The organism is Nevskia soli (assembly GCF_903970205.1).
GTDB lineage: Bacteria > Acidobacteriota > Terriglobia > Bryobacterales > Bryobacteraceae > Bog-113.
On the sequence record NZ_CAJCHS010000400.1, the window covers coordinates 1 to 16,085 of the forward strand.

The window sequence follows — 16,085 nt, forward strand, 5'->3', positions numbered from 1 at the left end:
CCCAGTCAACACCAAGCGCTTTCTTCCCATGCACACCAGCACGTTTAGTCTATCGGTTGGGTACGTGGCGGGATCCGGCACAACTCTCTATAAGTCGGGGAACTCGTTTGTGCTGCTGGACGGCTACGACTTCAATACTCCGGCTGCTCCGCCCGGCGACGTATGCCAGACATTCGTATTTTCGCCGAACCCAAATGGCGATGCGGATCTGTTCGGGTCTTTCTCCCTACATGTTTTCCCGGCCGCCGCCCTGAGCATCAATCAGGCTGAGGGGTCGCCGTTGACGGTACTTACGATAACGGGGTCGGGCTTTGGACCTTCAGAGACCGTGAAGATCTACGCCGAGATGATTACTTCCCCTTTGCTAGGCACGGCCACAACGGATGCCAACGGCTCATTTTCGGCGAAGGTTCTCGAACCTCCGCACGCTTACGGTTCCTTCGACTTCTTGGCTGTCGGCCAAACTAGCGGGAATCTCGGAGCCGCCAATATCTCGGTCCTGCCGCGGTTCGCGCTGTGCCCAACTCCGTTGAACCCGGCGGTGCTATTGCGGCAGAGGGGCTTGGCTTTGGAGCCGGGGAATCCGTCAATGTATATGTGGATAGTCCCCGCGAACTGTTAGGTACCGCCGTGGCAAACGATTTAGGGGAGCTTTGCGGGCGGTGATGCTCTACCTGTGACCATGCCGGCGAACGCGTCACCGGGGTTGAATGCTCTGGTTGCAATTGGGGAGACTACGGGAGCGGTTGGGATCGGCAAACTCACGGTGAAGTGAATCACGCTCCGGACAAGGCTAACTTTGGTGCGCCCGAGAGGATTCGAACCTCTGACCTTTTGCTCCGGAGGCAAACGCTCTATCCAGCTGAGCTACGGGCGCACAGACCTCTATTGTAAGCCCTGTTTCGCGCCCCGGAGCAGCCCCGTCCTGTGCTAAGATCACATTGCGCCGCAACGTATTCAGGGCACGCCACGGAGAGGTGGCTGAGTGGTCGAAAGCAGCGGTTTGCTAAACCGTCGTAGGCCTTTAAAGTCTACCGGGGGTTCGAATCCCCCCCTCTCCGCCAGTCCAGCGGTTACGCCGCCGCTCTCTCCGACTCGGCCTCTGTCTCAGCCGTAATCCGGTCGATAACCGGCTCCGTCGGGCGGAACGTCCCAGCGAGCACCTCGTCGTACACGCGCATCGTGTTCGCCAGCATTACCTCTTGCGTGAATTCGGCTCCGACGCGTTCGCGTGCGGCGGCGCTGAACTTGGCGCGCAGCGGCCGGTTGGAGAGCACCTCGTTGAGAGCGTGCGCGAGCGAAGGCGCGTTGCGCGGTTCCGCCGTCATTCCCGTTTCCTTGTGCAACGAAACCGAAGGAACGCCGGAATCGAGCGCCGTATTCACTACCGGCAAGCCGTGCGCCATCGCTTCCAGTTGCACGATCCCGAATGCTTCGCTGCGCGCAACGGACGAGAGCGCGAAGACATCGGCGGCGCGGTAATAAGGTCCGAGCTCTTCGTTTTGAATCTCGCCCAGCAGATGAACGCGATCGCATAAGCGCGACTCGACGATCTGATCCTGAAGCTCCGCCCGGAGCGGTCCATCGCCGATGATGAGCAGTGCGCCATCCACATGGCGCATCGCGCTCACCAGGTATTCGAATCCCTTGTAGGAAACCAGGCGCCCCACCGCCAGAACGATCCTGGGCCCGTAGCTCCGGCGGATCGACTCCACCATGGCCCGGTCAACCTCGCCCACCGGCGGAATTCCGTACGGCACAACGGCGCATTTATGGCGGAAGCGCCACGCGGTCTTCGACGTTTCAAGATAGCGCTGCGAGGTACACAGAATCGCCGAACTGCGCCACAAGGCCAACCGCAGAAACGGCTCGAACAGACGCCCCAGCAGCTTTTGCCGAACGACATCACTGTGATAGGTCGTCACCACCGGACCGCGATAGCCGCTCGCCAGCACGCTCAGACACGCAAGCGGATTCGGCAGATGCAGGTGCAGCACGTCGGGTTTCGCCCGCCGGATCGCCAGCGGCAATCCGAGGCAGACCGGCGCGGACGCTAGCACCGCGCGCGTCGCCAGGCGTTTCACGCGGACGCCGCCATCCATCTCCGTTACCGTCTCCGGCCCGTCGTTCGCCACCAAAGCCTCAACGTCGTTTTCTTTCGCCTGTTGGCGAGCGAGCGTTTGCAGGTGCGTTTCAATGCCCCCCATATGCGGCGGATAGAATTTGCCGACATGCACGAGGCGACGGCGCTTCGCCCCGAACAAATGCGAATTCCGCGCGACCCACTGATGGAGTTGCATGAGACCCATTTCGACCGATGTCGCCGGTTTCCAGCCAAGTTCCGACTGAGCGCGCGAAATATCCGAGATGTAGACGCGCTGATCGCCGGGACGCCACTCGGCAAACTCGTGACTGACGGGGCTGTCCTGCTGCCTCAGAAAGGAGAGCAGATCGAGCAGAGAAAGCGTGTTTCCAGGGCCGCCGCCGGCGTTGTAAACACGTCCCGCGGCAGTTTCGATCCGGTGCGCAACGGCGTCGTACATGTCGACAAGATCTTCAATGAACAGCGCATCGCGAACCTGCTTCCCGTCGCCGAAAATGGTTACCGGCCGGCCTTGCGCGGCGGCGATCATGAACCACGCGATCCAGCCCTGATCCTCAACGCCGAACTGCCGGTATCCGTAAATGCAGGATTGGCGCAGGACGACGGTCTTCAGTCCGTAAATGCGGTGGTAATCGAGGAAGTATTGGTCGGCCGCGCCTTTGGAACAACCGTAGGGGGAATGGAAGTCGAGCGGATAGTTTTCGGGGACGCCGGAATTGCCGGCTGCAAACGCATATCGGGAGCCTTGGTCGACCACTTTGAAGTCTTCCAGAGCGCCATAGACTTTATTGGTGGAGGAGTAAAGAATCGGGCAGGTGATGTCGGCTTTCCGCGCGGCTTCCAGGACGTTGAGGCTGCCCAACGCGTTAATTTCGAAATCCTCTCGCGGGTTGGTTACGGACGTCGTGACGGCGACTTGAGCCGCAAGGTGCAGGATCAGGTCGGCGTTGGAATGGCGGCCGATGATCTTATCCATTTTCGCGGCGTCGCGGATATCGGCGCGACAGAATTCGAGCGCGCCTTGCGGACGAAGCCATTCCAGGTTGCGCTCCGTACCGGTGCGCGAGAGGTTGTCAATCAGGACAACCTGATGTCCCTGGTGAAGATAGCGGGAAGCGGCGTTAGAGCCGATGAAGCCGGCCCCGCCAGTGATGATGATCTTTTTCTTGGGCACGGATTTCTTGTGTACGAAAAAGGATCGTCTTGTAAAGCGAGTTGACTTCTCTTGTATTTCCGGCCCAGGAGAACTCCGCGGCACGTGTCAGACCTCCAACGGCTTTCGTATTGCGATGTTCCGGATCGCTCGCCACTCGAGATACAGCCTCTGCCCACGAAATGACATCACCGACGGGGTAGAACTCGGCCGCGCTGCCGCCGGTTTCCCGCAAGGCGGCCAGGTCGGACGCGATCACCGGAGTTCCGCACGCCATGGATTCGAGCAGCGGAAGACCGAAGCCTTCCGCCTCCGATGGCACGAGCACGACGCTAGCTCTTCGGTAGACTGCGGCGAGCAGATCAGGTGGAATGAACGGCAATTCCACGATGTTGCCGGATACGCCGAGCTCCGTCGCGAGCCGCTTTTGATCCGCATTAAAGGGCGCGCCGACGCGTATCAGCCGCGCTCCGGGATGCATGCGCTTCGCTTCCGCGAAGATTCTGAGAAGGAGATCGATACGCTTCCGCGGAATCGTGCTGCCGACATGCAGGATGTCTAAACGGTCCTGCGCCGCGCCGAGTAACCGGTCAGCCTCGTGATCCCAGTTTGAAGAGGGCTCCGCGCTGAATACGGGATCGACCCCGTTAGGGGCAACCGTGATTTTCTCCGGCGCGATGAGGCCATTCCGAATCAGCCCCGCGCGGGTGGCGTTGCTCACGCAGACCACTGCCGCAGCGCGCTGCATGCCGGTGAGTGTGCGTCGCGCCATGGCACGGAACCAGCGCGGACGCGGCTCGCCCGCGGGATCGATGAGGCAGCGGAAGGTGTCGGTGTCATGGCAGGTAACCACCGTTCGCTCCGCGGGCAGCGCATGCACCAGTTGCGCGTAGCTGTGGTCCGTGATGTGAAAGATATCGAAATCGCGCAGCGCACGCGCTCGCAGCGGATAATCGATGTGCCGGTTAATCAGACGGTCCGCATTGAGCGCCCACGCTGCGCCCGCAACCCGCGAAAAGCGGCGGATCAGGCGCGGTTGAATCCGCGTGCCGCACGGCTGCAAGTGCTCGAGCAGCATGTTGGCGCAGATGTCCATGCTGGGCCATTGTTCTTCCGCGTAATCGCACAGCACGGCAACTCGCATGGCAGCAGGATTCATGCGCCCGATGCAAGTGACGCTGACGATCCGCTCGCGAGCCGAGCGAAAAGTTCCAGCAGCGCGTCCATATGCGCGTCGAAGGCAAAGCGTGAAGAGCCGGCGAGCGCTCCCTGTGAAAGTCGATGGTAAACGTGGTCATTTTCCAGGCACTGCGCCATCGCGTCGCACAATCCGCGCGATGTGGGCGGATCGGCGGGGGCCGCGAATCCGTTTACGCCGGAGTCGAGCCAATCGCTCACGCCCCCGGTCGCGAATGCGGCAACGGGGATGCCGCGGGCCATCGCTTCCGGTCCCGTCTTACCGAAGGGTTCGGGCCAGAGACTCGGGAACGCGAACAGGTGGGCCGACGCGAAAAGCTGTTCCATCTCCACCGCGCCGCACCAGCCATGAAAGGTGATGCCGGCCTGTTTACGCGCGGAGTTTTCCCAATCTTCGCGGCGCGGACCTTCTCCAGCAAGATGCAGATGAACACGCCGCCGCAGTACTCGCTCCAGCCGCCGCACGGAATCGATCAGCACGGACCCGCCTTTGATCCGCTCCATGCGTCCGGCGAACAAGATGTTCAGCGGCCCGGCCGCCGGCAAGTGGCGCGGGATCGAAATCTGATCGCTCGCAGCCGCTTCATACGGTAGACCGAAAATGCGTTCCGGCGCGAGTCCATGCCTCATGTATTCGTCCTGCATCCAACGCGAGTGCGTGATGACCGCGTTGTACCGCGACAGAACCGCTAACCGGTTTCGTTCGGTCGCGTACCGCCGCAACATGGTCGCCGGGTTCAATCCGCCGCAACGCTGCGGAAAGTAGCGCACCAGGCAGGCGGGTCCGAACCGGCGCGTGCACGCCTGAATCACCGGAAACTGGGTCGTCTTCAGACCGCTGATGCAGGTTCCGTAGTAGTTGTGTACGGAGTAAGCGCTGGGCGCGAGCGTTATCAGGGCTGCCTGAAAGGCCGCGTCCACGTCTCCGTGAACGTTGATGATGTCCGGTTCGAATCGCCGCACTCGATCGATCGCGGCTCGCCGTCCCAGACGCTCAACGTCGACATCCGGGGTCGAGTCGGCAAGAATCGGCAGACGATCCGCCGGACGATCGTTCATATACACGAACTGAACCGAGTGGCCGCGCCGTTCAAGTTCGGGCAGCATCAGACTCAAGTGCTGCTCCACGCCGCCGATCTTGCGTCGCGAGAAGTTGACTACCGTGATTTTCACGCGGCCCGAGTCTCCGGTACGGCTTGGGCGTCGTCCCGCAATAGCGAGTCAATGGTGTGGGAAAGAGCAAACTGCGCCTGATAAGTTGACCGCGCGTTGGCGCTGAGTCCGGCTCGCAGGTTGCGATCTTGCAGGACCGCGCGAACCGCGGCGGTGAGTTCCTGAGCGGAAGCCGAGTTCATGATCCGCGCGGCTTCCGTATCGCGCCATTTCGGTTCACTTAAATGGCCCAGATTGGAAACCATCGGGATCCCCAGCGCCAGCGCAGCCATCGCTGTACCGCGCCGTGTCGAGATGCCGTCCGGATAGGGCTGCAGCAAGACATCGCAGGCGCTGAGGACAATTGCGACTTCTTCGGCCTCCAGCTCGCCAAAGGAACTGATGCGCCGATCGAAGTCCGAGTTCCGTGACGTGAAGGTATCGGCGAACTCGTCGCTTCCGCGGCCGGCGAGCAGCACGCGCGCATCGGTCGTTCGCAGAAGCTCTTCGAGCACGGGGAACAAAAGACAAGCCACGTCCCTGCGGAAAGTTCCGAAGTGACCGACGACCATTTGAGCGGGTCCCCCGATTGCCGCGCGCGCCCGAAGCACCTCACGAAGGTCGGGATATTCAGGAATATTGCTCGGCACCGGCGCCCACTCGAACGCATGCTGCCGGGTGAGGCACCAGGGCCGCAGGCGCGCTTCCCAGGCCGGGATGGCGACCCGCACGCGCCATGCGGCGTCCAGCAGGAGAGCCATCATCACGCGCTGAACGGCGGCCGCGGCATCCTGCTTCCACGTGCCTTCGCCAAAAGCCAGGAACGGCTCGTGAACCATCAGTTCGATCTGATCTTGATGCCTCCGCGCCCGCGTCCGGAGCCAATAGGCGAGCGGAAGGTTCAGGCTGCGCATTCCGAAACTATGCGGCGTCCACTGCACGATGACGCGGCGCGGACCGGCTGGTTCGTTCCACGCACGATCCAGAGCACGCAGACCCGCACGTCCGAAACCCTGAGCGATGCGGTGGACGCGAATCGAGCCTTCGGTATCCGTACTCTCATCCCCCCCGGTCCAGACCTGCACGGACTCTCCGCGATCCGCAAGCCCTTTTGCCACCAGAGCCGTGTAATCGGCGACGCCGCCGCGCACCGGCGGATATTCCCCCGTAAGGATGTGAATCAATGCCGCCCTCCCGCGAGCGATACCCAGAACAGATCACAGCGCACGCTTCTCGGGTTCCAGCCGCCCGCTAGCAGCGCATCGTAAAGAGGCGTCCCGGTGCGGGCGATTTCGCGCGGATTGAGTTCCTGGCCCGGCAGGCGGTGCAGCAGCGCCCGCAGCATCAGCCAGTCCGTGCTCAGCGGCGAGTAGCGGGGGTTGAAGCGGAGGTCCTCCATATCGACCCGGTTCATTCCGCCCGTGGGCTGACCGGGATAGAGCGCGACGCGTTGCATGGCGTAGTTACGAACGGCGTAGTCGGCGGCCATCGGATCGACGACGGTGGCGAGCATTTGGACCGCGAATCCCGTCACCGCAAGAGCCATCGCGAACCGCGGCCACCGCAATCCACGCAGCATCTCCGCCGCGGGAATGCACATCAGCATGACTCCGGGACTCAGGAAGCGGACGCCCCAACCATCGTCGCCGGACCAATCCCACCAACTGGAGTAAAGCGCGATTTCACCCAGCAGAACAGCGCCGAAGAAGAAGTAGTCGCGATGCTTTTTGCGTGCCGCGGCCCAGATGCCGAGGACGAGCGGCGGCGAATAGACGAGGATGCTCTTACCGGCCGAGAAGAGAATGCCGTAAAGCCCGAACAGGAACGGTTCACTGAACGGTTCGCCCGCATAGCCGGCTTCGAAGATGGTTCCCCAGCGCACGTAGTTGGCTCCGGCGTTTACCAGAATTGCGGGAATAAAACAAAGGCCGAGCAACATCGCGGTACGGAGATTGCGGCGCGGCCACCAGTGCCACAGAGCAAGCATGGCGACAGGGACCAGCGAATCGGGCCGTATCGTGATCGAGATGCTGGCCACGAGCATGCCGGGAATCACGTGTCCGCGCTTCAGCAGCAAAAAGCCCGCGAATAGAAACGTCAGAGTGAGCTGCTCGATCGAGTCCGTCCGCGAGCACGGCAGCCACACGGTGCAGAAGCCGAGCAGGATCAAAGCGCGGCGCGTGGTTGCTTCGTCGAAGCGTTCGCGCAGGTAGCTCGCAACCAGCGCCATGAAGGCCGCCGCGTTGAGCACAAACAAGAGCATGTAGACCGGCCCCTCCGCGCGAATATGCGCGACCCGGTGCAGCATTTCGGCCGCATAGAGAAAGGGCATGGCCAGGATCGAGTGGCCGATCGCGTACTTGCAGTAACTCGCGCCGAGTCCAAAGCTGTCGATGCGGGCCGAGTGCTGGAACATCATGGCCTTGGCCCATGCGATGCGATAGGAACTGTCGCCCGAATCGAGATGGCCGGCCCAGGTGATCAGATAGGCGACAGTGAACACGGCGAGCACGATGGCCGGCCGGTGGACCCAGGCCCGCTTGCTTGCGGACACCCTTGGAACGGTAGCGATCATGCTTGGTTCTCCACGGGCACGACGCGTACGGTGCGCCAGCGAAACCGGCTCAGGACCGGCCGCAGATACGGTTCAAGCGACGAGCGGAGCGCGACCGGCAACATGATGCCGGCGTATGCCGCAGCGGCGGCGCATCCCATCATGGCGATCGCTACGAAACCTTTCGCCGGTCCTAATCCACTCACAACATAAGCCCCGAATCCGACCAGAACCATCCTCCAGAACCATCCGGCGAGAGGCTTGTACAGATCGCGCTGGCGGACAGCGAGCTCCGCGCTGAGTTTGCGGCCGTTCGCGAACCCCAGAACACAGCAGGTGCTCGCGATGGAGCCGAGGACGATTCCGGCCGGCGAATGCAGCAGCAGCGCAAACAGAATGGAGAGCGCGGTGCTCAGGACTCCATCGGCAAGGCTGGTCATCGCCAGCAGCTTCTCGTGGCCGAACGCGAAAAGCGTGTAGATCGCCGTGATGTTCAGATGCCGCAGTACCATCGACAGGCTGAACAGCAGCGTCAATCCGAAGCCGCTGAAATATTTGCCGCCGACCCACCATTGAACAAACGCAGGATTCACCGCGAGGCAGACCGTCACCACCAGACCGCTGGCCAGCAGCATCGCCAGGCTCAGCGCGTTGGTGACAGACGCGAGGCGTGCGCGCGATTCCGACATACGCATCTGGCTCAGCCCCGGTTCCGCGGCGCGCATAATGTGCTGCGGCTGGTTAGAAAGCACGTTGATCAGCTTGCCGGTGCAGCTGTAGGGAACGATAGCCGCCGCGCCGAACATCTTGCCCACGATCACGGAGTCGGTTCCATAAATCAGCACTTGCGAGATCTGGCTCACGCTGATCCACATCCCGCGCGCGAGGCGCTCGCCGGCGGGCGCGGGAGATCGCAGCAGACGCCACGACGGAATCGCGTGACGCCAGCGCAGCCAAACGCGCGATGCGCAGAGAGCCGCTTCGGTGGCCTGCATCGTTGCCCATCCCAGGGCAAGCGCGGCGATCCCCGCTCCTCTGGTTATCGCAGCCACGGTTACGGCGAATCCGACCGCCCAGGCAATCAGATAGGCGGTCCCGATATAGCCCAGGTCCTGCAATCCCTCGCAGATGGCGCGTGCCGCTCGAAACGGGAACAGCACCGTGAAAGCTACTGCCGCGATCAGGGCCGCCGGACGCATTTCAGCGGCATGCGGGGTTGCGTTGCGGGTCAGAATGAACGCGAGGGAGATGGCGATTGCGCCCGCGATCGGCGTCTGCAGTACCAGCAGCCGCGCCGTCCGCGCGACCGGCCCCGCAACGACACTCTTGCGGCCCTCGGCATACGCGATTTCACGCGGAAGCAGAGCAACCACGCCGAAATCGAGCATGGTCATGTAGGTCAGGAACTGCTGCCCCAGAATCCAGACTCCATAGCGCAGCACGCCTAGCTTGCCGAGCAGGAACGGCGTTAGCCAAAGCCCGGCGCTCATGATGATCGCCTGACCGGCGAAAGCCAGCAGGACGCTATGGGCAAAGTGACGTGAGCGAGCCATCGCTATGCCGCCGCCTTGCGAGCGGCCCCATAGAGCACCGCCGTGAGCATCCAGTACGCCATGCCCATCGTGGTGTTGAACGACGGGCCCGTGAAACTCGCGCCGATCACGTTCAGGTTGATGCAGAAAATCAGCGCGGCCGCCAATTGCAGGGCTTCGCCATAGGCGTGCGAGGTTGCCATGCGCAGGATGAAGAACATCGAAAGCAGCAGTCCGGTTCCATACGCGGCCCACATGGGAACGCCGCCGTCGTACAGCCAGCCGGTCAGTTGGATCTCGGCCCATAGCGTGGGAGCGTCGTGGCGGCTCTTGTCGGCGAAGTAGTTGTCCATCATGCCCCAGCGTCCCAGCCCGGCACCGAATGGATAGGCGGTCAGCGCTTCGCCGAACGTGTACTTCCAGAACCAGCCGCGGCTCGTTTCATAGCTGCTCATCACGCCCTGATTGCCCATGTTCAGGAAGCGGTCGCGAACATTTTGGCCGCCGACGGAAACCGCCCACACGAAGGAGCCCGCGATCAGCACGGCACCCGCGCCGGCGATCCACGCGCGATTCCAAAGCCGGCCCTTACGCATGGCGAGCATCACCAGCATCAACATCCCAAACAGCGTCATGAGCGCAAGCGAGCGTACTTGAGTCAGATACAACGTCGCGATGCCTGTCGCAGCCGAACCCAGACAGACCGCGCGCAGCCATAGCGGCGTGCTGCGCAGCGATCCGAAAGCGAATCCGAGCACCGCCGCGATCGAGGCCGCGTTGGCCGCTCCACCGGGCAGATCGCTCAAACCGGGCGGGCGCATCAGCACGCGGCCATCGGGAGCGATGAACGTCATCGAACTGACCCAGTCCGCGCCGGCCGTTGCACTGAAGGCCGTGGGAAGGAAGTGATCCGGCCAATAGATCTGCAGGATGCCGACCGCCGAACCGATCGCGTTGCATACGAATATGAGCATGAGCAGGCGGACCAGGCGCTGATCGCTCCCGGCGAAATCTGCCGCCCAAAACGCGGGACAGATGATGGCGAACTGAAAGATGACTTGCGCTATACCGGCCATGGCCTGAGTGCGGGGATGCAGCAGGCTCAACGCGAGCACCATGAGGACGACCTGCATCGCGACCACGCCTGGGGCCAGCGGTAATTGGCCGCCTCGCTTGCGCCACACGAACGCGGCCAGGCTTGCGAGATACGGGGCCGCCCGAATTACGAAACGAAAGGACTGCATCCCGGGCAGCAGCAAAAGACCATTGAGCAGGAACAGCACCAGGACAAACCACTCGATCCGCCCCCAACGCAGTTTCACGCGCGGGCCTCGGAAAGCGCGGCCTTGCGACACATCGAGAGCAGCAGCGTCTCATAACGGTCAACCATTCGGGTGAGCGACAATTCGGAAGCGCGTTCCAGGCCGCGTTGGGTCCACGCCGCGCGCCATTCGGAATCCTCGAGGCCCCGCAGGATCGCGGTGGGGAACTCCGTGTCGTTCTCGATCAACACGCCGTAACGGCCGTCGTCGAGCACTTCGGAACTCCCCGCGTTTTTGGTTGCGATCACGGGCGTGCCGCTCGCCATAGCTTCCAGATAAGGCAGCCCGAAGCCTTCATACACGCTCGGCGACGCGAAGATCCAGGCGCGCCGGTATAGGTCGGCCAGCCATGCCGAAGACAGACCGCTGAAGTATTCGATCCGCTCGCGTGGCGGCCCCGGTTCGCTCACCATCCACAAACGCGCGTTGGGAACGGCGGGAAGAATCGAATCGCGGAACCAGTCCATCAGTTGCGTTCCGCGTTTGCGGCCGCCGAGCGTGCCGACGAACAGGATTGTCGGTTCGTTCATTTTGGCGGAATTGCATGGAAAAAAGACCTGCTGGTCGACACCGTTGGGGATCGTCTTTTGGATGCCGGAATAGCGCCGACAGGTGTTGCGGCTGATAGCGACCGTGTATTGTGTGCGGGCGGTGATGCGCTCCTGGATATAGACCAGGCGCTGCGCGATGCGGCGCTTGGATGACTTCGCCGTGCGCGCTTCATCGAACGCGCTGCCGTGCATAATGCGCAGCAGCGGGATCCCCCGAAGCGGCAGGAACAAGCTGTCGCCATGGGCGATGAGTACGTCAGGCCGCTCATACCGGGGCATCAGCGCGATCAGGTTCCCCAAAAAACCGCTGACCAGACGAAAGCCGAGCCCGTCGTGGATCAAGCTATCGAAGGGTAGCGGCCGGACCTCGTAATTCGCGTCGACGGGAGCGGGATCGGCGCTCCACACCGTCACTGCGTGTCCGCGCCTGCCGAGCCCGTCGGCCAGATCGTGCGCCACGCGCTCCACGCCTCCGCGCTTCACCCCAGGGACGGGTAAGCGAAAGCTGAGCATCGCGATCTTCATGCCGCGCGCGCCTGACGGAGCCTCTCGATCGATGCGACGACGCGCGCTGTCTGCCGGTCCGGATCACACAGGTGCAGCGCGCGCTCGTAACTCTGACGCCCGATGAGACGCCGCCGCTCCGGATCCCTGATCAGCGTTTCCAACGCATGGGCCACCGCTAGAGGGCTCGGTTCCAGAAGATAGCCGCTCTCAGGCGTCAGGATTTCCGCGGCTCCGCCCAACTCTGTGGTGACGACTGGAATCCGCGCGTGAAGCGCTTCGATGAACGTCAAGCCGAAAGGTTCCGGCTCCGTATTCGGCTGGCAGTAGATGTCGGAAGACTGCATTAAGGCTGGGATATTTTCCACATGTCCCAGAAGGTGGACACGCGAAGCGATCCCGGCGCGCAGTGCAATCGTCCGTACCTCGTCCACGATGCGTATCTCGTGCGGCCTTTGCGCTTCTCCCGCGACCCAGAGCACCCAGTGCGGGTTGGCATGCATCCGCGCCAGCGCTTCGATCAGCAGCCGATGTCCCTTCCAGGGTTCGAAGCGGGCCGCAATCAAAAGGGCCACGTTTGACTCCGAAGAACCCCAGCGTGTTCGTACCGCCGTTCGTTCGGCGTGCGAAATCCGGTGCGGGGACAGATCGGCTGGGGGATGCACCACGACAGCTCCCTGCCCCGCAAACACGCGCGGTGTGGAGCGTGACGTATAGGCGCTGTTCGCGATGATTAGGTCCGGCGCGGCGCGGCGCGCAAGGCGCTCCGTCCAGTGAGAACCGTTGAGCACATCGTGCTGATAGAACACGAGCGGCCTAACAGCGGCTGGACCCAGAAGTCCGAGTGTCCACGCGGAATGCACCACGGTCGCGTCAAAGCGACCCCACCGCGTGATCGCGTTGAGCATTTTGCGCGCGCGCCACACCGAAAAAGGATCACTCGCGTGGGTTTCCCCGATGTCGTAAACCTTGCTTCCCAAAGCGCGCAAATCGGCTGCGATTCTGCCATCGAAGTTGAATGCGAACTCGTGCTCGTCATTGTGCGGCGCAGCGCCCTGCGCCTGCGCAAAGCAGCGCAACACGGTTTCTACGCCGCCGAAGAGATTTCCGCTGTGTACGTGAAGGATTCGCATTGAGCAAGCACCTGCCGATAGAATTCGGCGATCTGCGGGCCGAGCCGCTGACGATCGAAATTTTGGGCCGCGGTTTGCGCTCCGGAACGGCCGAGGAATTCGCGGCGTCCGGCGAATGCGGTAAGGTTCTCGATGGCCTCGGCGAGCGAGTCTACGTCCCCCGGTTCGGTTCCGATCGCGTCGATGCCGTCCCGAAACAACTCTTCCGCGCCACCCGATTTCGCCGCAATCACCGCACGGCCGCACGCCATGGCTTCGGCGATCACCAGACCGAACGGCTCGCGCTCGGTACTGGCATGGACGACGATATCCAGCGCGCGCATCGCTTCGGCCGGCTTGGCCGTAAATCCGGTGAAGGTGACGCGATCGTTGAGATCGAGCGAGCGTGCGCGATTGCGCAGTTCGTCCAGAGTCCACTGGCTGTTGGCCGTCCGGTAGACGGGTCCGCCGATGATGTAGCCCTGCGTGTTTGTGGCGCGCACGCGGGGATGAGCTAACGCGCGAAGAAAGGTTTCGTGACCTTTCCATCGCGCAAAGGTTCCCACCATGCCCACGCGCACGACGCCTTCCTTCGCATTCAGGTCCGCCGCCGGCCCGATGCGCGCGAAGCGCTTCAGATCAATTGCATTGAGGACGGTGCGGATGGGTAGATTCCGGCCGAAGACCTTGCGGGCGTCATGCGCGACGCTTTCCGAAACTGCGATGGCCCCCCGCACGCGCCCCGCGCTTCGTTGCAGCGCTTTCGCCATGAGGGCTCGTGAGGTGACGAAATCGTGAAGATGCCAGACCACGGGACAATCGCTCAGCCATGCGCCGAGCAGGTGCATCTTGAAACCGTGGGTGTGGATCAGGTCGGGTCGCAAGGCGCGGATCCGGCGCTTCAGTGCGGCGCCGTTAGCGACGAGTTGCGGCAAGGCTCGAACGGATGCGGCCAGCGCCGCCGAAACATCGGTTCCAAAGCTTCCGAGCTGCGCGACGCTTTCCGAAAAGCGGACGCATTCCACGCTCACACCAAGCTTTTGTGCTTCGGTGAGCAACGGCCCAAGCTCTCCGGAAATCAGATGTAATTCCCAGTCGGGCTCCGCGATTCGCAAACTGGCGAGGGAATCGAGCAGCACCCGTTCAGCGCCGCCGAGCTGCGCTCCGGGATTCAGGTAAAGAATTCGCAAGATTTCATCCTGCGGCGCGTTTGGCGGCCGAGATTTCGCGTTTGCTCGTGCGATCCGCGACACGGCCGTAGCGGGCCGTCGCGAAGTGCTGCTTGCCGGCGTTTAAGATCGTTCCCGCCATGGGTCCCAACCTCCGCAGATACCTGAAGCGTCGCGAGCGCGGCTTCGCATCAGGGTTTCTGCAACACGGGTGGGGCGTCGACGCGAACGATATCGAAATTCTTTCTTCTGTACAGCAGGATTTGGTCTGGCAGCCCGTGGTAATAACTGCCCGGTCACCGTCGCGGCCCCCTCGAAAATGTCCCCCAACATACACGTTCCACCCGGATACCCTCCCTTTCGGTCGGGCTCGGAGTGGGGCTGTACGGTCACTTTCAGCTTTGCCGAACTCTGTAACGTACTGAATCCACTGAGCGAATGACCAGGCCTGTGGCCTCGTGGTCTGGTTCTCCGACCCCGTGCGAGTTATTTACCGCAGGTCGCGGCTTCGGACGCCGGCGCATACCGCCGCCGGACATCAGAACGCGAGGCAGAAACGCGTGTTTGCCGGTCCAGGCGAAGGCCTCGCCGAGCTCTGCCAAGGTCTTGCCTTCGCCGGGCGGCGCGGTTGTAATCCCAAACGCGCGCTGTTGCGCGGCGTCTCGCGAAAGCAGTCGCAGTGTATTCACCGGGTGTCCGGACCGTGCGATCCGCTTCTTCCAGACTGTGCGTGATGAAGAAGCCGATCAGCAGTCCCGCGATCGCGCCCATCAGGAACGCCTGGGTAAATCTCGGCTGAAACGGTGTACTGGCGGGTAGCGCCCGGTCCAAAACGCGAACATTGGTGTCCCGCATGGCTGCGGCGATTCCGGTTTCCTTCACGCGCGAGAGCATCGTGTCATAGAGCGCGCGCGTCGAATCCGCTTCGCTCTTCAGAACCGCGTAATGGCCCCGCTTATCTCCCTCTTCAAGAACCGCTGCCCGCTGCGTCTGATAGCTTTCGGCCAACATAGCCTCGCGGCGGCGCGATTCTTCGTACTCGCTTCGAATGCGTCCGGCGGCATCGGCGATCTGCAATCGAATGGCGGAAGCGACGGATTCGATCTGCGCATCCAGCCGTTCCACCTTCGGGTGATCCGCGGTGTAAATGACGCTCAGTTCGGCGCGCTGGCGCTGCAGGTCCGCAAGCTTCTCCTGGCCGCTCTTGATCGCGGGATCGTTCAGGACGGACGCGAGATCCGGTGCGCCGGTTCGGCTGACGGCCTCGGATCGAGCTTGTTTTTGAACGCGATCGGCCTCTGCGCGGGACAAGGCGTCTTGAATCTGCCGCAATCGCTCCTCGGTAACGCTCGATTGGTCGGGCGTGAGGATAATACCGGATTCGCGCGAATAGCTTTGCAAAGCCGTGTTAGCGGCTTCCAGCCGCGTGCGCAGTTCATCGATCGCGACGCGTAGACGCGCGGTGAGAAGGCCCGACGCCTGCTCGCCCGCCTCAAGATGGCGCGCAATATACGCGTCGGCGACCCCGTTCACGTAATCCGACGCGATCCGAGGGTCGCGCGCGTCCGCGTCGATTTCTATAATGCGGGTCTGCCCCGCCGTGTGAACGCTCAAAGACCGCGCCACGTCGTCGGTGACCCGATTGGCGACCCCGGCGCCGACCCCGGCGCCAACCCGATTCAGCCGCACGCGCGCGCTTCCCGCCACCTCGGCACTCTGAATGATCTGAATCTGC

General features: G+C 62.6%; 12 protein-coding genes and 2 tRNA genes. 2 read left to right on the plus strand and 12 right to left on the minus strand.

Features of this window, described 5'->3' with window-relative positions:
* Positions 1–622: hypothetical protein (locus H1Y01_RS17305; RefSeq protein ID WP_180541758.1), on the plus strand; the 622-nt coding region annotated here is incomplete at its 5' end.
* A 178-nt stretch (positions 623–800) separates the two neighbouring features.
* Here the strand turns inward: H1Y01_RS17305 and H1Y01_RS17310 are convergent.
* A tRNA-Arg gene (locus tag H1Y01_RS17310) sits at positions 801–877 on the minus strand.
* Positions 878–971: 94 nt separating this feature from the next.
* On the opposite strand from H1Y01_RS17310, the gene H1Y01_RS17315 reads away from it, so the two are divergent.
* Positions 972–1,064: transfer RNA gene (locus H1Y01_RS17315), tRNA-Ser, on the plus strand.
* 9 nt (positions 1,065–1,073) lie between these two features.
* Here H1Y01_RS17315 and H1Y01_RS17320 read toward each other — a convergent pair.
* From H1Y01_RS17320 to H1Y01_RS17370, 11 genes are all read right to left on the minus strand, one after another.
* Positions 1,074–3,278 carry a GDP-mannose 4,6-dehydratase gene (locus H1Y01_RS17320; protein WP_180541759.1) on the minus strand — a complete coding sequence of 735 codons (2,205 nt, stop codon included), beginning with the start codon at positions 3,276–3,278 and terminating at the stop codon, positions 1,074–1,076.
* Positions 3,226–4,416 carry a glycosyltransferase family 4 protein gene (locus H1Y01_RS17325; protein ID WP_180541760.1) on the minus strand — a complete coding sequence of 397 codons (1,191 nt, stop codon included), beginning with the start codon at positions 4,414–4,416 and terminating at the stop codon, positions 3,226–3,228. The genes H1Y01_RS17320 and H1Y01_RS17325 overlap by 53 nt, the downstream gene beginning before the upstream one ends.
* Positions 4,413–5,627: a glycosyltransferase family 4 protein gene (locus H1Y01_RS17330; protein WP_180541761.1), complete on the minus strand. Its 1,215-nt coding sequence runs from the start codon at positions 5,625–5,627 to the stop codon at positions 4,413–4,415. The genes H1Y01_RS17325 and H1Y01_RS17330 overlap by 4 nt, the downstream gene beginning before the upstream one ends.
* On the minus strand, positions 5,624–6,790 hold the full coding sequence (locus H1Y01_RS17335) for a glycosyltransferase family 4 protein (RefSeq protein WP_180541762.1): 1,167 nt from the start codon (positions 6,788–6,790) through the stop codon (positions 5,624–5,626). The genes H1Y01_RS17330 and H1Y01_RS17335 overlap by 4 nt, the downstream gene beginning before the upstream one ends.
* Entirely contained in the window at positions 6,787–8,181 is a 1,395-nt protein-coding gene (locus tag H1Y01_RS17340; protein ID WP_180541763.1) for a hypothetical protein, read from the minus strand. Before H1Y01_RS17340 ends, H1Y01_RS17335 begins: the two co-directional genes overlap by 4 nt.
* Entirely contained in the window at positions 8,178–9,713 is a 1,536-nt protein-coding gene (locus H1Y01_RS17345; RefSeq protein ID WP_180541764.1) for an oligosaccharide flippase family protein, read from the minus strand. Before H1Y01_RS17345 ends, H1Y01_RS17340 begins: the two co-directional genes overlap by 4 nt.
* A gap of 2 nt (positions 9,714–9,715) precedes the next feature.
* On the minus strand, positions 9,716–11,014 hold the full coding sequence (locus H1Y01_RS17350; protein WP_180541765.1) for a hypothetical protein: 1,299 nt from the start codon (positions 11,012–11,014) through the stop codon (positions 9,716–9,718).
* Positions 11,011–12,078, minus strand: coding sequence for a glycosyltransferase family 4 protein (locus H1Y01_RS17355; protein WP_180541766.1), 1,068 nt, complete (start codon positions 12,076–12,078; stop codon positions 11,011–11,013). Before H1Y01_RS17355 ends, H1Y01_RS17350 begins: the two co-directional genes overlap by 4 nt.
* An 8-nt stretch (positions 12,079–12,086) precedes the next feature.
* Positions 12,087–13,202: a glycosyltransferase gene (locus H1Y01_RS17360; protein WP_180541767.1), complete on the minus strand. Its 1,116-nt coding sequence runs from the start codon at positions 13,200–13,202 to the stop codon at positions 12,087–12,089.
* A complete protein-coding gene (locus H1Y01_RS17365) occupies positions 13,157–14,371 on the minus strand; it encodes a glycosyltransferase family 4 protein (RefSeq protein WP_180541768.1) in 1,215 nt (404 codons plus the stop codon). Before H1Y01_RS17365 ends, H1Y01_RS17360 begins: the two co-directional genes overlap by 46 nt.
* Before the next feature lie 465 nt (positions 14,372–14,836).
* Positions 14,837–16,085 (minus strand): GumC family protein (locus H1Y01_RS17370; RefSeq protein WP_180541769.1); only part of this gene is annotated, 1,249 nt, incomplete at its 5' end.